Raw genomic sequence first — 21,194 nt, 5'->3', positions numbered from 1 at the left:
AAATGCTCTAGCGTCACGGACGGGCTGGCCAGGCCGCCATTGCAAAGGCAGATTGATAGGCAGGCGCGACGGCCCTTCACAGCAGGGCCTCCAGCTCACGGTCGATGACCGACCGCGCGGGCTGCATGCGTACCAGCGGAGCTGTAAGGACAGCAGAATGGGGAAGCAGCCCAGGAACGATATCTATCGTGAGATAGGGCGGCGCGTCAGGGAGCGTCGTGACGAACTGGGCCACGGCCAGGAATACATCGCGGCGGCCCTGGGCCTGTCGCAGCAGCAAGTCTCCAAGCTTGAAAATGGGAAGAACCGGCTGAGCCTCATGCAGCTGCTTACGATTGCGAAGGTTCTGCATGTCGGCGCCGGCTACTTCCTCGACGGCATCGCCCCGATGATCCTGGCCTCCGGTGTCACCGACGCAGAGCAAGCCCGCTACGCCGCCCCTCCCGTCGCGGCAGACCGCCAGAAGCTGGCCCGCGCTTTCGATCAGCTGAAGAGCCCCGAAGATCGCCAGCTTGCGTTGGAGCTGCTCGAATTCGCCGCAAGGCGGCAGAAGCAGGGCCGCTAGCGCCGCCGCCGCGGCGCATTCCGTCGCGGCCGTTTCCCGATGTCGAGGCGCAGGTCGCCGGCGCGCCTCCTATAGCGCCTCGTCCAACACCCTGACGACATGCACGGCCTCACGGCCGGCGCCGTCATGGATCTGGTGGCGGCAGCTGGTGCCGTCGGCGACGACGAGGTCGCCCGGCGCAGCCTTGCGCACCGCCGGCAGCAGCGAGAGCTCGCCCATCGCCAGCGAGACGTCGATCGTCGCGGCGCCGTAGCCGAAGGCGCCGGACATGCCGCAGCAGCTCGATTCGATCGGCTTGACCTCCAGCCCCGGCACGGCCCGCAAGGTCTTCTCGACCGCGCCCATCGCGTCGAAGGCCTTCTGGTGGCAATGCCCGTGCAGATGCGCGACGCGTCCGCCTTGGTCGCGCAATGGCAGGCTGGTCCGGCCCGCCGCCATGTCGGCAGCCAGCAATTCCTCGAGCAACAGGGCCGCCTTGGCCAGGGGCTCGACCTCGGCCTTCGGCAGCAGAGCGCCGAACTCGTCGCGGAAGCTCATCAGGCAGGAAGGTTCGAGCCCGACGACCCGCGCCCCCTTGGCGACGACAGGCGCGAGCGCATCGAGCGTGCGGCGCGCCTCGGCCCGGGCTTCGTCCACCAATCCAGCCGAGAGGAAAGTACGCCCGCAGCAGAGCGGCCGGCCTCCACCCGCGGCTTCAACGCGGTGCAAGCGATAGCCGCCGGCCTTGAGCACGCGCTCGGCCGCCTCCAGGTTCTCGCGCTCGAAATAGCGATTGAAGGTATCGCCGAAGAGCACGATGTCGCGGCCGTCGCCCCGCACGGCCGACGGGCTCGAAGGTCCAGCCGCCTCGCGCCAGGGCTTGCGCCAGACCGGCAACGAGCGCCGCGCCGAGAAACCGAGCCAGCGCTCGCTGAGCGTCGCCAGCAGCGGGACGCGATCGCGCAGGTTCATCAGCGGCGCGAGCTTGGCGGCGAGCGGCGCATAGCGCGGCAGGTAAGCGATCAGGCGCTCCTTCAGCGGCAGGCCGTGCCTGCCATGGTAATGATGCAGGAACTCGACCTTCATCCGGGCCATGTCGACGCCGGTCGGGCAGTCGCGCTTGCAGCCCTTGCAGGAGACGCAAAGGTCGAGCGTCTCCTTCATCTCCGGCGAGGTGAAGGCGTCCTCGCCGAGCTGGCCGGAGATGGCGAGGCGCAGCGTATTGGCCCGCCCGCGGGTGAGATGCTGCTCCTCGCGCGTCGCCCGGTAGGACGGGCACATTGTGCCGCCCGCCATCTTCCGGCAGGTGCCGTTGTTGTTGCACATCTCGACCGCGGCACCGAAGCCGCCCCAGTCGGACCAGTCGAGCGCCGTCTCCACCGGCACCGGCGTGGCGTAGCCGGGCGGAAAGCGCATCAGGCTGCGATCATCCATGTGATAGGGGCGGACGATCTTGCCGGGGTTGAGCCGGTTATTAGGGTCGAAACCGTCCTTGACCGCCTCGAAGGCGCGCGTCAGCGGTCCCCCGAACATCGGCTCGACGAAATCCGAGCGCGAGATGCCGTCGCCATGCTCGCCCGAGAACGAGCCCTTGAAGCGCCGCACCAGCTCGCAGGCCTCCTCGGCGATGCCGCGCATCGCCTTCACCCCCGCCTCCGTCTTCATGTTGAGGATCGGGCGGACATGCAGGCAGCCGACCGAGGCATGCGCATACCAGGTGCCGCGCGTGCCGTGCCGCTCGAACAGGGCGGTGACCGCGTCGGTATAGTCCGCGAGGTGCTCGAGCGGCACCGCGCAGTCCTCGATGAACGAGACCGGCTTCCCGTCGCCCTTCATCGACATCATGATGTTGAGACAGGCCTCGCGCACCTCCCAGACCGGCTTCTGCCGGGCGGGCTCGACGACCTCGACCACCGCATCGGGAAAGCCGTGATCGGCCATGCACTGGTCGAGGCGCCTGAGGTCGCCCTTCAGCGCGGCGAGATCGTCGCCGGCGAACTCGACCAGCAGCAGGCAGTTCGGCTTGCCCTTGGTGATGTCGGCGAGGGTGCGCACGAAGAGCGGGATGTCGGCGCCTAAGACCAGGACGTTGTTGTCGACGAGCTCGACCGCGACCGGCCCGAGCGCGACGAGATGCTGCGTCGTCTCCATCGCCGCGCGGAAATTCGGGAAATGGCAGACGCCCATGACGCGGTGCTGCGGCAGCGGCGAGAGCTTCAAGGTCGCCTGCGTCGTCAGCGCCAGCGTGCCTTCCGAGCCGACCAGCAGATGCGACAGGTTCGGCCGCGGCACGATCAGCTCGTCGAGATTGTAGCCGCCGACGCGCCGCTGCACCTTGGGGAAGATCGCCTCGATCTCGTCGCGATGCCGGTCGGCCAAGGCCAGCATCTGCGCCATCAACGCCCGCGCCCGCGGCGAGACATTGTCGCCGACCGGCCCCTCGCCGAGCGCGAAGGCCTCGCCGTCATGGAACATCGCCTTCAGGCCGATGACATTGTCGACCGTCTTGCCGTAGCGCAGCGAGCGCGCGCCCGAGGAGTTGTTGCCGACCATGCCGCCAATGGTGCAGCGGCTCGCCGTCGACGGCTCGACCGGGAAGAACAAGCCGTCCTTCTTCACATGGCCATTAAGCGCCTCCAGCACGATGCCGGGCGCGACCGAGACCGTCCGTGACGACGGGTCGTAGTCGCGGATCGCGTTGAAGTGCCGGCTCATGTCGAGGATCAGCGCATCGCCGATCGGCTGGCCGTTCTGCGAGGTGCCGCCGCCGCGCGCGATCACCGGCACGCCATGCTCGGCGGCGATCGTCAGCGCCGCGGCGATATCGGCCTCGCTCTTCGGGAAGGCGACGCCTTGCGGGACGATCTGGTAGATTGAGGCGTCGGTGGCATAGCGCCCGCGGGTGAAGGCGTCGAAACGCACCTCCCCCTCCAGCACCTGCGACAGCTTGCGTTCGAAGCCGAGATTGCGGCTGTGCGAGCGCGCCAGCGCGTCCTGCGTCATCGTGTGGCCTCGGCGGTCTCGGGGTTGGTCCGGCCGCGCCCACGCAGGACGGCGATCGCATCGCTGACCGGCCCCCAGCAGAGCAGCAGCAGCGCGAGGACGACGAGCGTCCCGACGAGACCGTTCGCCCAGAACACGTTGAGCGAGCCGCCCGAGCCGAGCAGCGCCTGGCGGAAGGCGTCCTCCGCCCTGTCGCCGAGCACCAGCGCCAGGATCATCGGCGCGAGCGGATAGTCGAGCTTCTTGAAGACATAGCCGATGACGCCGAAGATCAGCATCAGCCAGATGTCGAAGATCGAGTTCGAGATCGTGTAGGCGCCGATGGCGCAGACGATCAGAATCACCGGCGCGACGAATGAGAACGGGATCCGCATGATCGCCGCAAAGAGCGGCACCGTCGCCAGCACGATGATGAGACCAGCGAGATTGCCGAGATACATCGAGGCGATCAGCCCCCAGACGAAATCCTTCTGTTCGACGAACAGCATCGGCCCGGGCTGCAGGCCCCAGACCAGCAGGCCGCCGAGCAGGACGGCCGCCGTCGCCGAGCCGGGAATGCCGAGCGCCAGCATTGGCAGCAGCGCGCTGGTGCCGGCGGCATGCGCGGCAGTCTCCGGCGCCAGCACGCCTTCGATCTCGCCCTTGCCGAAATTCTTGCCATGCTTCGAGAAGCGCTTGGCGAGGCCATAGCCCATGAAGGAGGCGGCGATGGCCCCGCCCGGCGTCACGCCCATCCACATGCCGACGACCGCGGAGCGCAGCAGCGTCGCCCAGTAGCGCGGCAGGCTGGCCCAGGTCCGCAGCACGACCATCAGGTCGATCCTGGCCTGCTTGCCCTTGAACACCAGCCCTTCCTCGACCGTCAGCAGGATCTCGCTGACGCCGAACAGGCCGATCACCACGATCAGGAAGTCGAAGCCGCGCATCAGCTCGGTCGAGCCGAAGGTCATCCGCAGATCGCCCGAAATCGAGTCGAGTCCCACCGCGGCGAGCAGGAAGCCGATGCAGAGCGAGGCGATGATCTTGGCGCGGTTCTCCCGGCCCATGCCGATGAAGGAGCAGAAGGTCAGGAGGAAGACGGCGAAGAACTCGGCCGGGCCGAAGCGCAGCGCGAACTGCGCGACCAGCGGCGCGACGAAGGTGATCAGCACCACGCCGGAGAGCGCGCCAATGAAGGAGGCGGTGAAGGCCGCGGTCAGCGCTTCCGCCGCCTTGCCCTGCACCGCCATCGGATAGCCGTCGAAGGTGGTCGCGACCGACCAGGCCTCACCGGGAATATTGAAGAGAATCGAGGTGATCGCGCCGCCGAACAGCGCGCCCCAATAGATCGACGACAGCAGAATGATCGCCGAGGTCGGGTCCATACCGAAGGTCAGCGGCAAGAGGATCGCGACGCCGTTCGGCCCGCCAAGGCCCGGCAGCACCCCGACGATGATGCCGAGGATGACCCCGACGGCCATGAAGCCGATATTGTGCCAGGAGAGCGCGACCTGGAAGCCGGCGATGAGCGAGGAGAGATCGTCCATCGGTCGTCCTTCAGTACCCGAGCATGGCTTCGATGGGGCCCTTCGGCAGGGGCACGCGGAACTGCAGTTCGAAGACCCAGAAGCAGGTGATCGGCACGATCAGCGCCGTCAGCAAGATCGACCACCAACGCGACGTCCCGACAACCGCCATGAAGGCGATGATGAAGACCGCCGAGGCGACATAGATCCCGAGCGGCTGGATCAACGCCACGAACAGGATGAGCGGCCCCAGCACCCGGACGACCTGGCGCAATTGCTCATAGGTGACGAAGACGCCATCCGGCCGGCGGAATGACTGCCAGAGGATGAAGAGCGAGGCGGCAAGGAAGATCCAGCCGACGCGGGCCGGGAAGAAACCGTTCTGCGGGCCGCCATCCCAGCCGGCGCCGCGCCCATGCGAGTCGTAGAGCACGATGCCGGCGAGCCCGATCAGCAGCAGCGCCGTGGCAATCTCGACCGGGCGGCGCGAGATGCCGCGTTCGGGTGCTTCGGTTTCGGAAGGCAACGACATCGATCACTCCCGCTGGTCATCCCGGACAAGCCGCGGCAGCGGCGCCGATCCGGGATGCATGCCTGAACCGTTCCGGCATGAATCCCGGGTCTTCGCTTCGCTACGCCCAGGATGACCCGGACCGGAGGCGGCAAAGGCTTACGTTAGACCCGAGGCTCACTTCGCCATGAAGCCGGCTTCAGTCATCAGCTTCTCGTGTTTCGCCTCATCCGCCTTCAGGAAGGAGACGAAGGCCTCGCCGTCGCGATAATCCGCCGCCAGCGCATTGCGGGCGAGGTACTCTTTCCATTCCGGCGTCTCGGAGACCTTCTTGAACAGGTCGACATAGAAGGCCTGCTGCTCCTTGCTGACCTTGCCGGGCATGAACATGCCGCGGAGCATCTGGTAGCTGACATTCAACCCTTGCGAGGCGCAGGTCGGGATATCGGCCCAGGACTGCCCATCCGCGACCTTCTCGGTATAGGCCATCTTCTGCTCGGCGAAGACGCAGAGCGGACGCGTGGCGCCACCGCGCCAGTTGGCGAGATCCTCGGCGGGATTGTTGGTGGTGGCCTCGACATGCCCGCCGGCCAACTGCGTCGAGGCCTGGCCGCCGGAGGTATAGGGGATATAGGCGAACTTGGTGCCGCCCTGCTTCTCCATGGCGAAGACGAGCAGGTTGTCCTCGCGCTTGGAGGAGGTGCCGCCGATCTTCATCGCCGGATTGGCGCTCTTGGCCGCCGTCATCAGGTCGCCCGCGGTCTTGTAGGGCGATTTCGCATTGACCCAGAGCAGGAAGGAATCCTGAGCCAGCATCGCGACCGGGGTGTAGTCGGTCCAGTTCAGCGCCAGCTTGGTCGCCATCGGCGTCATGAAGATGCCGCTCGAGGTGGTGATCAGCTTGTGCGGATCGCCGGCCGATTTCTGGATGTCGAGCATGCCCTCGGCGCCACCGGCGGCCGGCTTGTTGACGACGATGATCGGCTGCTTGGCAAACTGGTGCTTCTGGATGACGCCCTGGATCGTCCGCGCCATCTGGTCGGACGCGCCGCCAGCCGAGAACGGCACGACGATCTCGATCGGCTTCGTCGGCTCCCAGGCGACTGCGGGCCCGGAGCCGCCAGCCAGAATCGCGGTGGCGGCCAGCCAATACTGCTTCATGATCGCACCCTCCCGATGATTGCGCTCTGTCGGCGCGGTGGAGGCACCTTAGATCATATTTTTTTGCATTCAATCCAAAATTTCAGAAACGATAAAATGACGACGATCTGGGCCATGTCAGCGTCATTGCGAACAATGCGAGGCAATCGAGAAGCGGCAGCGCTCCTTGACTCCTCGCAATGAGGGCGCCGCAGAAACTACGCCGACGCCTGCGCCGCCTTCTGCTTGTTGCGCAGGTGCACGAACAGGATGTCAGACAATTCAGAGCCGGCGCGCCGCCGCAGGGCATCGAGGATCGCCTCGTGCTCGCGCATCGCCTCGCCCCAACGGTCGCGATCCTTGGCGAGATTGGCCGAATAGCGCACGCGCCGAATCCGTCCGGCAAGGCCGGCATAGGTCGCCGACAGCGTCGCATTGCTGGCCGCGGCCACGATCAATTGGTGAATCGCCTGGTTGCAATAGAAATAACCATGCATGTCGCGACGCAGGTAGAAGCGGTACATTTCATGATGCATTCGCTCGATTTTGGCGAACTCCTCGTCGGAGATGCGCTCGCAGGCCAATCGGCCGGCCAGCGCCTCGAGTCCGCCCATCACATCGAAGAGCTCACGGACATCCTCGGGGCTGAGCTCGCGCACCCGCGCGCCGCGATTGGGCAGGAGCTCGATCAACCCTTCCGCCGCCAGCACCTTGAGCGCCTCGCGCAAGGGGGTACGGGAGATGTTGAAGCGCTCGCACAGCGCCCGCTCCGGAACGCGCGCGCCATCGGCGAGATTGCCCTCGACGATGAAGTCGCGCAACGCCACCAGCAGCTCTTCATGCAGGGATGCAATCGGCTTCGCAGGCTCGGCTGGCGCAGGGCCCGGCTTATCAATGGTATCGGGAAATTGCTCGCTCATGCATCATCGCTAAGTTGGCTCGGGCCCATTGTCGAGCCCGATTGCGCACGATAAGCATACAACAACGCGATTGATCTTTCAAAAAATGAATGCAAATTAGCGAGCAGCGACGCGACAACGTCCGGACCCTGGGAGGAAAAGAACATCATGCAAGGGCGTCACTTCCTGCACATTCCTGGCCCGAGCCCGATCCCGGACCGGATCCTGCGCGCCATCGCCATGCCGATCATCGACCATCGCAGCGCCGAATTCGCCGCGCTCGGCAAGACCGTGCTGGAAGGCAGCAAGGCCGTCTTCAAGACGAAGCAGCCGGTGGTGATCTATCCCTCCTCCGGCACCGGCGCCTGGGAAGCGGCGATCGTCAACACGCTCTCGCCCGGCGATACCGTGCTGATGGCCGAGACCGGCCATTTCGCGACGCTGTGGAAGAACATCGCGACACGCTTCGGCATCGAGGTCGAGTTCATTCCAGGCGACTGGCGCCGCGGCGCCGATCCGGCCGCGATCGAGGCGAGGCTCGCCGAGGACAAAGCCCGCAGGATCAAGGCGGTGATGGTCGTCCACAACGAGACCTCGACCGGCGCGACCAGCCGCGTCGCCGAGATCCGCAAGGCGATCGACACCGTCGGCCATCCGGCCCTGTTCATGGTCGACACCATTTCCTCGCTTGCCTCGGTCGACTACCGCCACGACGAATGGCAGGTCGACGTCACCGTATCGGGCTCGCAAAAGGGACTGATGCTGCCGCCCGGCCTCGGCTTCAACGCCGTCTCGGAGAAGGCGCTCGCGGCCTCGAAGAGCAATACGCTGCCGCGCTCCTTCTGGGACTGGGAGGAGATGATCAGGATCAATGCCGGCGGCTTTTTCCCCTACACGCCGGCGACCAACCTCCTCTACGGGCTGAAGGAGGCACTCGCCATGCTGCAGGAGGAAGGGCTCGATCAGGTCTTCGCCCGCCACAACCGCCTCGCCAGCGCCTGCCGCGCCGCGGTCAGGGCCTGGGGGCTGGAGGTGCTCTGCGAAAATCCGGCCGAGCAGTCGCCGGTCCTGACCGGCGTGCTGATGCCGCCGAGCCATGACGCCGACCGCTTCCGGAAAATCGCACTGGAGAAGTTCAACATCTCGCTCGGCTCCGGCCTCGGCAAGGTCGCCGGCAAGGTCTTCCGCATCGGCCATCTCGGCGAGTGCAACGAACTGGCTTTGCTCGGCGCCCTCTCCGGCGTCGAGATGGGTCTCGCCGCGGCGGGCGTTCCCCATCGCAGCGGCGGTGTCGCAGCGGCGATGGCCGATCTCGAAGGCGCCGAGCCTGGTAACGCGGCGAAGGTCGCGGCGGTCGCCTGAGCGGGGTTCTCATTAGTAGAAAGACCTCGCCGTCGGCCCTGTCGCGCTCGCATTTGCGGCGAGCCCGATAGCATGGATAGCCCCCGAAAGGTCGATCTGCCCGTTGAATCGCCCGTTATCCTTTCCATGAAAGGGCGATTCAGCTGGAGATGCACCAGCGGCCAGACGAAGCCCGGAGCATCCGTTCGGACATGATGGAAGGACGCGGCGCCGGCGGCGACGCACGGCCCAAGGCGGCTGAGGCCCTGCTGAGGCTGTTCGAGACGTTCATTCTGGCGCCTGGCGTGGCGCCGGGCGGGATTTTCCTGACGCTGCACGGGAGCGGGCACGATTTTCCGATCTGCCGTGCGGCGCGTCTTTGGAAGACGGCTCCAGAACGACGAAAACCCCGTCGGATTTGCGACGGGGTTCTTCATTGATTTTGGTTGCGGGGGCCAGCAACCACCGATACCGACATCCACTGAAAGTGGGGATCTGACCGCGCCTGTCGGCGCCAGCAACCTCTTCTCTCATGAACGAGTTCGAATCCCTTTGGGCGCGCCATTTCCGTACAGAACTGCGAACACCGGGCTCCTTGAGGGAGCCTGTGCTTGTCGCGGCGATGACCTGCTCCAGATTTGCCTTGTCGCCGATGATGCGGACGGAGTTTGTATCGACCTCCACTCGATCGACGATGCTGCGTAGCCAGGCTTTTCGGAACGGGACGGTGCCTTCGGTGATGTTTCGGCGCATGAGCACGCCGAATTCCTCGATCAGCTCGGGAGCGATCGTGGCGGGGGGACGTTCCGCCGCGTGGATGCGGTCGAGGGCGATCTTTGCGCGATCGCGCTCGGCCTTGAGGGTGGCGAGACGCTCTTTCAGCATGTCGTCGAGATCGGTGACGCCATCCTCGACGAGCTGATAGAGCCGACGCAGTTTCTCCTCTCCCGTCGAGACTTCGGCCCTGAGCGCAGCGATTCGTCCGTCGACCTCTCCCCGTTTTGCGGCACGTCCCGTCAAGAGCGAGGCGAGGGTCTTCTGAAGACGATCGGGCTGGAGCAGCGCGCTGGTTAGGTGGTCGGTCACTAACTCGTCGAGCTTGTTCATGGGAACGGAGCGGCCCTGACAGCCGACCTTGCCTTGTCTGCCATGTGTCGAGCAGGAATAATAGCGGTGGACCTTGCCGGATTTCGAGGTGCCGGTGCGCAGGGTCATCGCCGCTCCGCAATGGGCGCAGGTCGCTAGCCCGGTTAGCAGAATCGGCCCCGTCACTTCCCGCGCCGGGGTAACTCTCGGATTATGAGCCTTGAGCGTCGCGGCGACGGTATCGAACTCCGCGCGCGAGATGAGAGCGGGGACCTCGATCCGGATATGCTCGGAGGCGGGCTTCGCCGCACGCGTGCGCGCTTCCATCCGATTGAAGGCCCAGTCCCCGACATAGACGGGATTGGTCAGGATGCCGTGCACGGTGGCGACGCCGAATCTGGCTCCGAGGCGCGTCCGAAAGCCCTTCCCGTTGAGCCAGTTGGTAACGGCCTTGACGCCGAGGGGACCGGATGTGCCGTCGCCGACGCGGTAGAGGCGGAAGATCTGCCTGACGGTTTCGGCCTCGACGGGGTCTTCGACGAGGCGTTTCTTTACGCGCTCGCCACGGGTCTCGCAGGCCTCGACGGTGTAGCCGAGGGGGACGCGCGCGCCGTTGTAGAACCCCTGCCGGGCGTTCTCCTTCATGGCGCGCAGGACATGCTTGGAATTCTCGCGGCTCTGGTACTCGTCGAAAAGCGCGATGACCTGCCGCATCATGACCTGGGCCGGATCGTCGCCCAGTTCCTGGGTGATGGACACCAGCCGAACGCCCGCCTTCGCGAGCTTGCGGACATACATTTCGAGAGAGAAGCTGTCGCGGAAGAAGCGCGAATACGAGTGGACGACGATGACGTCGAAGGGGTGATCGTCGTCGAGGCAGCGCTCGATCATACGCTGGAATTCTGGCCTGCTGTCGTCTGTCGCCGAGGCGCCCGGCTCGACGAATTCTCCGACGAGCGACCAGCCCTTGGCGGTGCAATATTGCGCCGTTTGCTTGCGCTGGTCGGGAATGGAGAGATCGGACTCGGCCTGACGACCGGTGGAAACCCGCAGATAGGCGCAGGCGCGCAACGCGGCGTCGAAGGGCGGCAGCATACGGGGCGTGCGGCGCGATCTGGACATGGCAGGGTCACTCCGAGAGTAGCGAATCCTAAGGCATCTATAATTTGAAATCAATATCTAAATCAATATGTTAGGCGATATTCACCGCCTCTCGAAACTTTCGTCCGCTATCTGCGCATCCTGCGCAGAATGTCATCGATCTGTGCTCCGAGATAGATTTCCAGCGCCTCGATTTCCGCGCGTCCGACTGGCGTTGGACGGGGCAGATCGTCGCTGACCTGCCACTCCTTGTCGGCTCCGTTCTCACGCGCGCTCGCTGGACGGTCGTCGCCCTCCCGCCGTAGGGCGGTAGGGTTATCCGGCGCCTTCGGATCAGCCGAGTTCATGGGAGAACTCCGCCGACGGGTGGTGCCGCGCCGAGTCGTGGCCGATGCCGCTCCGGCTCGCTTCGATCACGGCAAGCGCGGAGCGCTTGTAGTTCGCGCGTGACAGGCGCTCGGCCAGCCAGCGGCGACGGGCGTCCGAATCGACCTTGACCGGAGTGTCCTGCCGACCGAGCGGCTGCTGGGCCTGGAGATGCCGATCGATCGACGTGGTATCGACGAACAGGCGGGTCTGGCCGCGCGCGCGGCTGGTAGAGACATAAGCGTCGTGACGGTCGAAGCTCGGATCGGCCAGGACGAAGGCGCTCTCGACCGTCTGGCCCTGCGAGCCGGCGATGGTCGAGGCATAGGCCCAGCCAAGGCGCGCGCGTCCCTTGGCATCCGCCAGTTCGGCCGGATCGAAGGAGATGAACCGCCCCTCGACCCTCGCCTCGATCCGGATTGCGGAACCACCGGGTAGCCGCAGGCCGGGGTTCCGGACAATGCGGGAGACGACCCCGATCGTGCCGTTGACGACGCCGAGTTCGTCGTTGCGGACGAGGAAGCGGATCTCGTCTCCGGCGGCGAGGTGCAACGTGGTGGCGTGACCGGAGGGCGTCGCGGCCGCGATCTCCGCGTCGATCCCGCGCAGCTCGCCACGCTGCCGGCGCCGGACACGAACCTCGCGCGAGATCGCCGCGACCTGGGCATTGGTTTTGGCGAGCAGAAGCGCGCGGGAGCCCGGCGTCTCGTGCCGGGTTCCCTGCCAGGCGTCGACCATCGCGGCGATGGTCGCGCGCGGGCCAGCCGCTTCGACGATGTGGCCGCGCTCGGCGAAAGCTTGCAGGGCGGTTTCGGCCCGGCCTTCGCCGAAGGCACGGATCGCCTCTCGCGCCCATTCGTCGTGTTGGCGCACGATGGTCTCGACCCGCGCACTGTCGATTGCGCGGGCTGCCAGGGCGAGGCCTGGGCCGGCGCCGATGGCCTGGAGTTGATCGCGATCTCCGACGAGGACGAGCTTGGCGCCGGCGCGCTCGACCGCGGCCAGGACGGTGTGCATTTCGCGCGCCGAGACGAGTCCGGCTTCGTCGAGGACCAGAACGGTGCGGTCGTCGAGAACCTTGTGTCCGAGTCGCAACTTCGCGATCCAGCTTCGGGTCGCGCGCGCCTCGATCTTGAGATCGGCCCGCAACATCCTGGCGATGGTCCAGGCGCTGGCGCTGCCGATCACGCGAAACCCGGCCTGCCGGTAGGCGTCGACGACGGGCAGCAGCGTCGTGGTCTTGCCGGAGCCGGGTGCCCCCTCGACGATGACCAGGCGTTCCGGGCCGGTCGCCGCGATGGCGGCTTTGATCTGGTCGTCGTTCAGGCCGTCCGTGCGGCAGCGGGCTTCCAGGGCAGCGCGGTCGATCGAGGCTGGGCCGGTAGCTGCCAGCTTCTGCGCGAGATCGACGATCTCATGCTCGATGCGGGCCAGTTCGGGCGTGGAATATTGCCGGTTGCCGAGGGTATCGCGGCCGATCTCGATGAAAGCCTGCTCTGCCAGCAGCCGGTCGAGTTCTCGATCGGTACGCTCGGCCGGAAGGCCGGTCCCGACGAGGGTGGCGGTCACGGCGCGCACCAGCTCGCGCCGATCAATGACGCTGTCGTGCTCGGTCAGCTCGTCCGGCAGCCGCGTCAGACGGTCGGCGAGGAGCGCCTCCGCCTCGCGGATCGCGCTGGCTTCGGCCTTGGCCCGAAGCGCGTCATGGAACGAATCCGGGTTGATCCCGATCGCGGCGGCCGCCTCGCGCCAGATCTCCTCCCGGCTATCTGCCGTATCCGATGATTTCGAGGCGCGGGTGGATTTGGCGATGGCCGAGGCGAGCGCGCTGGCCTCGGCGCTCGGCAGATCGTGTTCGGCGAGTTCTTCCTCGATCTCGGCGCGGCGCGCGCTGAAATACCGGATTGCGGCCTCGCCGACACCAGCGATCTCGAAGGTCCCGTTGCGGCCGATCCGGTCGATCGCGAAGCCGAGCTTTTGCAGCTCATGGGCGAGCGCGGCGTGATAGGTCGCGCCGGCTGCCATTTTCCAGTCACGGAGGACTTTGGAGTGGATCGCGCCGACCGTGCCGTCGGCGCGCGTGGCGAGGTTGAGGATGGTGGCGTGGGTGTGAAGGTTCGGATCGCCGAAGACCCGGCCGTTGGCGTGTGCGGCCGGCCGGCTTTCGCCATGCTGAAACAAGGCGGCGGTCAGCCCGACGGGCTCGATGATCGCGCCGTTCCTTCCGCGCCGCGCGAAGATCGCTTCGGCTTCGAGCCTAGCCAGGGCGGCGCGAACCGCGCGCTCCTGTGCCGCCTCGATGGCGGTCTTCTGGCCGGAGGTGGCGAAAGCCCAGGCCAGGGTCACCGAGCGCGGCGCGCTCATCGTCATATCGAAGGCGGGTACCCGGTTCTCGTGCCGGGCGCCCTTCGGCAGCAGGGTCTGGCCATCCGGCCCGACCGCCGCGTAGAGGCGCTCGAAAGTCGGGCGCTCGACCAGCGTGCCGTCGACGAGGCCGAAATCCTTCTTCGGCGCATACCAGCGTCCGGCCGGCTCGCGGCCGCCGAGGTAGTATTCGGCAGCACGCAGATAATAGCCGCTATGGGCGGCGGGATTCCAGGTCGCGACCAAGAGAAGAGCCTCCGCGAAGGAGGCTCCCAATTGTCACGGATCGGCCGCCAAGAACGGGATACGATCTGGAGAGAATGAGCTTTTCGAGGGATTTAGCTTAGGTGTTTGCCCGGTTCGGAGCCTGGGCGCAGCTTGGGCCAGGGGACGATCGGCCACTCCGCGCTGATGATCGCGTCGCCGACCCCGAACACGAGGGCGCTGACAGTCGGGACGGGCCAGCGGTCCTTGCGGCCAAGGGTGGTCTGCAATTCCGACGGCTGGAGCACCGCGACGTCACGGTGGTGAACTTGCCGCGATAGCGTCGCCTGCGAGCCTAACTCCAATTTCCAGGGTCCATGGCTCCACGACCGCTCGGTCCACGCGACCTGACGCGTGCCGGCCCACTCGTCGCAGATCGTTTTCGCGGTCGCGCCGACCTCCATCCGGCAGACGATCTTCGTTCCGATGGAGGAAAGCCAGGTCTTCGTGACATCTGCGCCGTACAGACCGGAGAGCTGTGAAATATCTTGGGCGCCGAGGATGCAGCAGAGGCCACGAGACCTCCCTTTCTCAAGGATCTGGGCGAAGCCGTTCAGCTTTCCGAGCTGCGGAAACTCGTCGAGCATGAACCAGATTCGACGTTTTGCATCATCCGGCAGCAACGGGCCGACGCTGAGATTGGCGGCCACGCGGACGAAGGCTCCGATCCACGCCGTCGACAACGCCGGCAGATGCGCGGCGCGCTGAACGATCATGATCCGCTTGTCCCGAGAGTCCGACAGCAGGAATTCCCGGGCCGAGACGCGTGGTATCGCCGGGTCGTGCCAGGCATGCGAGAGCGGCCGCACCGTCCCATTCACATGCGCTTCCAGCGTGCTGAAGAACGACATCATCGTCTTCGATGGTGAGCCGTTTGAGAGGATGATATAGGTCGCGCCAGGCCGATAGTGTCGCGATAGCAAAGCGCGCAGCTGCACCGGGTCCATCAGCAGGACTTCTTGCAACTCCGACCAGCCCCAGGCCTGCTGTCTGGTTTTCTGGAGGATGACGACGGCACCGGTGAACAATTCGCGGGCGCCAGCAGCCCAAACCGGGTCCTGCGAGTCAGGAACGAGGCAAGCCGCGAACTCGCGCGCATCCTCCTCGGTCACGATATCCGCGGCAACGTTCCAGACGGCGCTACGCGCGTCGTGTGGCGCCAGCAGCACGAAATCCGCGACCGGCATCGTCTCCAAAACGTCGCCCTTGGTGTCGTGCAAAAGGACGCGATCGCCCCGTCGGAGGATCTGGCGGAGCCATGAACGGATGATGACCGACTTGCCAGAGCCCGTTGCGCCGACGACGAGGAAATGCCGGCTTTCGCGCTCGCGGCTGATCGTCATCCCCGGCGCGAGGCGGATTCCGTCCCCGGTCGAGCGCCGCGCAGCTCGTTCCGCCCGTCGGAAGGCGAGGGCAGCGCGCCAGTCGCGCAGCAGGCGAAACCCGCGCAGATGACGGACGCGGTCTCGTTTCGATGACACGACAAAGGTAACGACGAAGCATACCAAACCGGCACCGAGCGCGGTCGCGATGACAATCGTGGTTAACCTCGTCATCGCCGTGGTGATGCCGGCTGCCGCGTATTGGTTCTGCATCACGGCGATGCTGGCGGCCAGCGCATCGCCGGGGTGGGCGAGCCAGATGCGCCACGAGATCGCCTGCGCGGCCTCGACGATTGATCGAAAGCCCCACGCGGCGAGTTCGGTATAGCGGGCGGGCCAGATCTGGCCGGCCCAGGTCGCCCGGATCGGAGCGACCGTGTCGATGATCGCGATGGCTGCGGCCAGCAATGCAACCGCTACGATGATGGCGCTGAGGAGCGCCGGCATGATCGGCCGGCGCATGCGAAAGACCTGCTTCATGAGTGTTTGTCCTTCTGCTGAATGATGCGAGCCCGCCGCTCGGCGGAAGGCTCGCGGATGGCTCTCGCGTTCAAGCGAGAGCCAGGGATGCGGCGAGATAGATGAGACCCGCCGCGATGCCGGCGACGAGGCCGCGCACAGGGGACGGGACCACCGTCATGAGGAGGCGCAGCCTGAAAAGCTGCTCCGCGTGGCGGTCCCGCCAGGACATCGCGCGCTGGCGAATGGCGCGCGTGTCGATGAAGCGATACTCCGGCGGCCGCCCGCTCTGGACGAGGGCAGCGAGGAGAAGGAGGAGCCCACTCGGACCGAGCCGCTGCCAAGTCGCGGCGGGCAGCGCGGCGAGTTCGGCGATCGGCAGTTTGGCGAGCGCCGCAGCGAGTTCGGCACGGGCCATCTCGCGCTCGCGCGCCACGTCGGCAAGCGAGGCTCTGGAGGGCTTTGCCTTCACCGGAACACCTCCGGCAGGCCCAGCAGCGGCGCGAGCGCGCGCTCCATTTCCGCAACCCACGCGGCGACGTCGCCCCGAGCGATCCTGGCTTCAGCCCGGGGTAGGCCGGTCAGCCGCATCACCTCGCCGACATCCATGGCGACGACATCGATGGGACGGCAGTAGTGCGGCTCGAAATACCGCCACGAGCCGCCTTCGACGGCCGGCATGACGATTTCTGGAAGGTCCGGGTACGCCTCCCGCAATTGATGCAGGGCGCGATACGCTTCCGATCCCGTGGCCAGCGTGTCGAAGGCACCGTCGCGCCGGTTTTCGACCAGCACCGCCTTGAGAACCGGCAAGCTCTCCGAGAGCATCGCGATCGTCCGCGCGGCCTGCGTGATAGCCTCAGGCTCGGCCGTCGCGGGGACGAAGACACGACCTTCGAACTCCATCTCCACCAGATCGCCATTGAGTTCGGACAGAGAGGCGAATGCATCGACCGGGCGGACCTGGGTTCCGCCGACATCGACCAGGAGCATCGCCCGCAAACTTGCAGCCTGCTCCAGCGCCGTCATCATCGGGCGGAATGCCTGGATGCTGGCGGCAGGATTGGTGCGCGAAGCCCGAACGGTCTCCGTATTCACGGTGATGACGTCCTGGCCGATCGTCCTCGACAATCTCTCCTGGTCGTCGATCTGAACCGCGATGACCGGTTCGTCGTGTAGGTAGTGCAGGTCGGCGATGCTGGTCGCCAACAGCGTCTTTCCTTCACCTCCTTTCTGGCTGGCCACGACAGCAGCCCTCGGGCGACGGGATCGTTCCTTCTGGCTTTCGGTCACGATGCGAGCTCCATTCATGGTGAAGGGAGCTGTCCAACTAACCCATGCCCGACCGGAAAAATGGGATACGATCTGGCGATAATCCCAATTTTCCGAAGGGAGAGATGGTCTTGGCCATCTCTCCCCCGCGACCGCCGCCTACGCGATGGCTGGGCTGCGCGCTTGCAGGGCGATCCATAGCCGCCAGCCGTCCAAACCTTCCGATCCACCCCGCTCGCTGCGCAGCCCGGCCATGCTCGCCGGCAGCCGCCCCCCTCTCTGCCGCGCGCTCACGCGCCCCCGGAAGGCATGCCGGGGGACATGCCTTCGGCATTGACAGAGAAGGATCGGGACCATGGCAAAGGCATCGAAGAAGGCGAAGGCCAACACTGTTGCGAGGGACGCGCAGACGGCGGTGGAGGCGGAAATCCGCAGCGCTGCGGCAGCGGCAACGGAAGCCGTTGCGGTGATGGAGGCTACCCCGGAAACGGCTACGGTCGCGGTAAGCGGCGAGACGGTTTTCATCCCACTCGACAAACTGAAGAAGTCGCCGCGCAATGCACGAAAGATCCCGCACAGCGAGGCGGACATCGAAGCCTATGCGGCCAGCATCGCAGCGAAAGGTATCCTGCAAAACCTCGTGGTGGAGCCGGAGCTTGACGCAGGCGTCAGCACACCGGCTGCTATTTCGTCACCATAGGCGAGGGTCGCAGGCTGGCGCAGCTTCTGCGTGCGAAGCGTAAGGAGATCAGCAAGACGGAGCCGATCCGCTGCGTCATCGATACGGCGAACGATCCGTTCGAGATCAGTCTTGACGAGAATGTCACCCGCACGGCCATGCACCCCGCCGATCAGTTCGAGGCTTTCCGCGAGCTTGCCGAGCATCGTGGATGGAGCGCGGAAAAGATCGCCGCCCGCTTCGGCGTCAGCGCGCATGTGGTGAAGCAGCGTCTGCGTCTCGGCGCGGTCAGTCCCAGGCTCATGCAGGTCTATCGTGACGGCGGCTTGACCCTCGATCAGTTGCAGGCATTCGCGATCACGCAGTACAATGCCCGGCAGGAGCAGGCTTTCGCGAAGCTCTCCCACAATCCCGAGCCATGGGGCATTCGTCGCGACCTCACGGCGACCAATGTAGCTGCGACGGATCGGCGCGCGATCTTCGTCGGCAAGGAGGCCTACACGGAGGCGGGTGGGACGATCTTGCGCGATCTGTTCACTCAGGATCGGGGCGGCTTCTTCGAGGATGCCGCGCTGCTGGACAGACTCGCCGTCGAGAAGCTGGATCGGATCGCAGCCGGGATTCAGACCGCCGAGGGTTGGAAATGGGCTGTTGTCCAGATCGACTATCCGCATGCTCACGGCCTGCGCCGTAGCTATCCGCAACCGGTGGAGCTTTCCGAGGAGAATGCAGTCGCCTACACCGCCGCGCAGGCTGAATACAACCGGCTCTCCGACGAATGGGATGGTGCTGACGAACTGCCGGACCATGTGGATTGGCGGTTCGGGGAGCTTGAAGCGGAGATGGCGGGCATCGATGCGCTACGTCATGCGTATCGTCCCGACGACATCGCGCGCGGCGGCATCTTCATCGTGCTGTCGCATGACGGCGACGCCCGCGTTGAACGCGGATTCATCCGGCCGGAGGATGAAAGGCCAGACCCGGAGGAAACCATGACGGGCGAGGATGACGACAGCGTCATCGATGGCGTTCGCTTCAATGGCGACGGCGAAGTCATCGCGGAGGGAGAGCATAACGCGGACGGGAGGCATGCGTCCGCTCTTGAGCCCGACGACGAAGAGGCCGAGGATAGCGGCAAGCCGCTCTCCGACCTTCTTGTCCGTGATCTGACCGCTCACTGGACGCTTGGCTTGCGCCTCGCGCTTGGCGAGCAGCCGGACACGGCCCTGATCGCCGTCACCCATGCGCTCGCCGCCCAGACCTTCTATCGCGGCGTTGACGCCCATTGCCTCGAAATCCGGCCGAGCAGCCAGCAGCTTGGCGGACATGCGGACGGTATCGAGGACACGGCCCCTGCGAAGGCGTTGGCGGATCGCCATGCCGGATGGGCGACAGACATGCCGCGCGACGTGGCGGACCTCTGGGGTTTCATCGCCGGGCTTGACCTTGCGAGCGTCATGGCGTTGTTCGCGCATTGCACTTCGCTCACCGTCAATGTCGTTAAGCAGCCTTGGGAACACAAGCCCCGCGCTCATGAAACGGCCGACCGGCTGGCTACCGCACTCGCTCTCGACATGACGACGCACTGGACGCCGACCGTGCGGACCTATCTCGTGCGCGTCACAAGGGCCCATATCCTCACCGCCGTACGTGAGGCGCTTGGCGACGAGGCTGCGGACCGCATCGCCTCCATGAAGAAGCAGGCGATGGCGGAAGCCGCCGAGCAGCTTCTGGCGGGCACCGGTTGGCTCCCGCCGCTGCTGCGCACGGAGCGGCCCGCGTGGCTGGATGCGTCGGAGGCTAACGCCGGTGCGATCACGGATGCGCCGATCTCTTCCGACGACACCGTCGCGGCCTTTGGCATCGCTGCTGAGTAACCGCCATGCCGGCTCCGCTGAATGCGGGGCTGGGCTCGCCAAACGGAGAGGCGTTGATGATATTCGTTGTCGCCCTGGCCCTGCTGCTGATTGCGATGATGGTCATCCTCGCCTATCGGCTCGCGACCTATGCGCTGCCCGCCATGCTGGGGCTCACCGTGGCGCGCCTCGCCGACGCCACCGGGGCCGGGTGGGTCGGGGCCGGCATTGCCGGCTTCGTCGTCGGAGCGCTTTCGTTCTGCTTCTTCGCGGTTCTCTTCGCGACGGCGCGCACGCCGACCGTGCGCGCCGTCGTCGTGCTGATCTTCGTCACCCCAGCGGTCGCGGCGGGTTATGTCCTGACATATGGCCTGACCGAAGGCGCGATTCCATCAGCCATCTGGCGGCAGACATTATGTATTGCGGTCAGCGCTTTGATTGGCGTCTCAGCCTTCGCGCGGCTCGCCAGCGCAGCGGCATTGGGCGGCGCTAGCGTACCCAAATTAGAAGCCGATCAGGTCGATGCTCCCGATGATGCTCCGCCTCGCGGCAGCACTTGCCTGCAATGGTCGGCGTCAGCCGGTGTCCCGGCAGGATCGGATGACGGAGGCACAATCTCAGCGTCGGCATCGACCGGGCACGCATAGGTCTGCGTCGTGAGAGGGAGGCTTCTGGCCGCTTGAACGGAACGCGACTGCGACCTTTTCGGACGAGGGTCTTCCATGCCACCCTGAACTCGGCCGCCCAACTGGCGAAGGCCAGCACCTGAACAGTTTCATTGTCCCTGGGTGAGGATGGTTTCGCCCGTCTCGACGTTGCGAGCGAGGGTCTTGCTCGACCGTTTCCTCCCGCCCTGCGAGGGAAGCCGCGAGCATGCCGATGGCAGCCATAGCAGCGGTTCCATCCGCTACGTCAGGCCGCGTCCATTGCGTCCTCGATTGGTGTGGGTCTGACCGAAGACCGGCGACGCAGGCGTCGCCTCGATCTCGATCCCGCAACGCCCGCAGCCAGCTTTTTTCCGCCGCCTTCGGCTTTGCATCGCGAAACAAAAAAGCTGTCTCCGGCCGCCCTCCATTGCATTCCGGCCCTAATGGGTGCGGGCCGATCGTCCCCGGCCGGGCGACCCCCATCGAGGTCGCGATGAGCGCGGCCCGACCAGCAAAAGGACCCACCGCAATGGCCACCATCGGCACGTTCACCTCCTCCACCAACGGGTTCAAGGGCTCCGTCAAGACCCTCAACCTCAACGTCAAGGCGGTCGAGTTCGTCCCGACCGAGCGCGACAACGACAAGGGGCCGGACTTCCGCATCTTCTCCGGTGCGACGGATTATGCGTAGCGCGGGATTATGTGGAGTCGTTGGCTGGCAGCCGCGGTTTTGCGGGGTTATTGTCGCCGTGCCGCTCCGCATAATCTCGACCAT

Annotated in this window: 15 protein-coding genes and 1 pseudogene; 5 read left to right on the top strand and 11 right to left on the bottom strand. The window is 65.8% G+C overall.

Translation table 11 applies throughout. The annotated features are described in order from the left end of the window. The first annotated feature begins 157 nt into the window (after positions 1 to 157). Entirely contained in the window at positions 158 to 565 is a 408-nt protein-coding gene (locus ACFPOB_RS26595; protein ID WP_377801314.1) for a helix-turn-helix domain-containing protein, read from the top strand. Positions 566 to 634: 69 nt separating this feature from the next. Here the strand turns inward: ACFPOB_RS26595 and ACFPOB_RS26590 are convergent, their stop codons facing one another. The 5 genes from ACFPOB_RS26590 to ACFPOB_RS26570 form a co-directional block, all read right to left on the bottom strand. After that, entirely contained in the window at positions 635 to 3,547 is a 2,913-nt protein-coding gene (locus tag ACFPOB_RS26590) for an FAD-binding and (Fe-S)-binding domain-containing protein (protein ID WP_377801313.1), read from the bottom strand. After that, positions 3,544 to 5,073 (bottom strand): tripartite tricarboxylate transporter permease, encoded by a 1,530-nt coding sequence (locus tag ACFPOB_RS26585; protein ID WP_377801312.1) that lies wholly within the window; start codon positions 5,071 to 5,073, stop codon positions 3,544 to 3,546. The genes ACFPOB_RS26590 and ACFPOB_RS26585 overlap by 4 nt, the downstream gene beginning before the upstream one ends. A 10-nt stretch (positions 5,074 to 5,083) precedes the next feature. After that, positions 5,084 to 5,584: a tripartite tricarboxylate transporter TctB family protein gene (locus ACFPOB_RS26580; RefSeq protein ID WP_377801311.1), complete on the bottom strand. Its 501-nt coding sequence runs from the start codon at positions 5,582 to 5,584 to the stop codon at positions 5,084 to 5,086. Positions 5,585 to 5,740: 156 nt separating this feature from the next. Beyond that, a complete protein-coding gene (locus ACFPOB_RS26575; RefSeq protein WP_377801310.1) occupies positions 5,741 to 6,724 on the bottom strand; it encodes a Bug family tripartite tricarboxylate transporter substrate binding protein in 984 nt (327 codons plus the stop codon). A gap of 197 nt (positions 6,725 to 6,921) precedes the next feature. After that, the gene (locus ACFPOB_RS26570; protein WP_377801309.1) at positions 6,922 to 7,623 is read right to left on the bottom strand and encodes a GntR family transcriptional regulator; all 702 of its coding nucleotides are present in this window, start codon (positions 7,621 to 7,623) and stop codon (positions 6,922 to 6,924) included. Positions 7,624 to 7,770: 147 nt separating this feature from the next. Between ACFPOB_RS26570 and ACFPOB_RS26565 the strand changes: the two genes are divergently transcribed. After that, positions 7,771 to 8,964, top strand: a complete 1,194-nt coding sequence (locus tag ACFPOB_RS26565; protein ID WP_377801308.1) for a pyridoxal-phosphate-dependent aminotransferase family protein — start codon at positions 7,771 to 7,773, stop codon at positions 8,962 to 8,964. Positions 8,965 to 9,231: 267 nt separating this feature from the next. Here ACFPOB_RS26565 and ACFPOB_RS26560 read toward each other — a convergent pair whose 3' ends face one another. The 6 genes from ACFPOB_RS26560 to ACFPOB_RS26535 all read right to left on the bottom strand — a co-directional run bounded on the left by ACFPOB_RS26560 (position 9,232) and on the right by ACFPOB_RS26535 (position 17,258). Then, positions 9,232 to 11,151 (bottom strand): recombinase family protein, encoded by a 1,920-nt coding sequence (locus ACFPOB_RS26560; RefSeq protein ID WP_377801307.1) that lies wholly within the window; start codon positions 11,149 to 11,151, stop codon positions 9,232 to 9,234. 107 nt (positions 11,152 to 11,258) lie between these two features. Then, complete coding sequence (locus ACFPOB_RS26555; protein WP_377801306.1) at positions 11,259 to 11,477, bottom strand: hypothetical protein; 219 nt, start codon at positions 11,475 to 11,477, stop codon at positions 11,259 to 11,261. Further along, the gene (mobF, locus tag ACFPOB_RS26550) at positions 11,464 to 14,106 is read right to left on the bottom strand and encodes a MobF family relaxase (RefSeq protein WP_377801305.1); all 2,643 of its coding nucleotides are present in this window, start codon (positions 14,104 to 14,106) and stop codon (positions 11,464 to 11,466) included. Before mobF ends, ACFPOB_RS26555 begins: the two co-directional genes overlap by 14 nt. A 92-nt stretch (positions 14,107 to 14,198) precedes the next feature. Beyond that, on the bottom strand, positions 14,199 to 15,986 hold the full coding sequence (locus ACFPOB_RS26545; protein ID WP_377801304.1) for a type IV secretion system DNA-binding domain-containing protein: 1,788 nt from the start codon (positions 15,984 to 15,986) through the stop codon (positions 14,199 to 14,201). A gap of 70 nt (positions 15,987 to 16,056) precedes the next feature. Then, on the bottom strand, positions 16,057 to 16,437 hold the full coding sequence (locus tag ACFPOB_RS26540) for a hypothetical protein (protein ID WP_377801303.1): 381 nt from the start codon (positions 16,435 to 16,437) through the stop codon (positions 16,057 to 16,059). Then, positions 16,434 to 17,258 (bottom strand): nucleotide-binding protein, encoded by an 825-nt coding sequence (locus ACFPOB_RS26535; protein ID WP_377801302.1) that lies wholly within the window; start codon positions 17,256 to 17,258, stop codon positions 16,434 to 16,436. The genes ACFPOB_RS26540 and ACFPOB_RS26535 overlap by 4 nt, the downstream gene beginning before the upstream one ends. A 334-nt stretch (positions 17,259 to 17,592) precedes the next feature. Between ACFPOB_RS26535 and ACFPOB_RS26530 the strand changes: the two are divergent. The 3 genes and pseudogenes from ACFPOB_RS26530 to ACFPOB_RS26520 all read left to right on the top strand — a co-directional run bounded on the left by ACFPOB_RS26530 (position 17,593) and on the right by ACFPOB_RS26520 (position 21,110). Next, positions 17,593 to 19,793 (top strand): annotated as a pseudogene (locus ACFPOB_RS26530) (ParB/RepB/Spo0J family partition protein). A 5-nt stretch (positions 19,794 to 19,798) separates the two neighbouring features. Further along, a complete protein-coding gene (locus ACFPOB_RS26525) occupies positions 19,799 to 20,419 on the top strand; it encodes a hypothetical protein (protein WP_377801301.1) in 621 nt (206 codons plus the stop codon). A 529-nt stretch (positions 20,420 to 20,948) separates the two neighbouring features. Next, positions 20,949 to 21,110: a DUF736 family protein gene (locus ACFPOB_RS26520; RefSeq protein WP_377801300.1), complete on the top strand. Its 162-nt coding sequence runs from the start codon at positions 20,949 to 20,951 to the stop codon at positions 21,108 to 21,110. Positions 21,111 to 21,194 lie beyond the last annotated feature (84 nt).

Origin of the sequence: Allobosea eneae (assembly GCF_042657265.1) — a bacterium.
GTDB classification, from domain to species: domain Bacteria; phylum Pseudomonadota; class Alphaproteobacteria; order Rhizobiales; family Beijerinckiaceae; genus Allobosea; species Allobosea eneae.
This window is presented reverse-complemented; position numbering and strand designations above follow the sequence as displayed.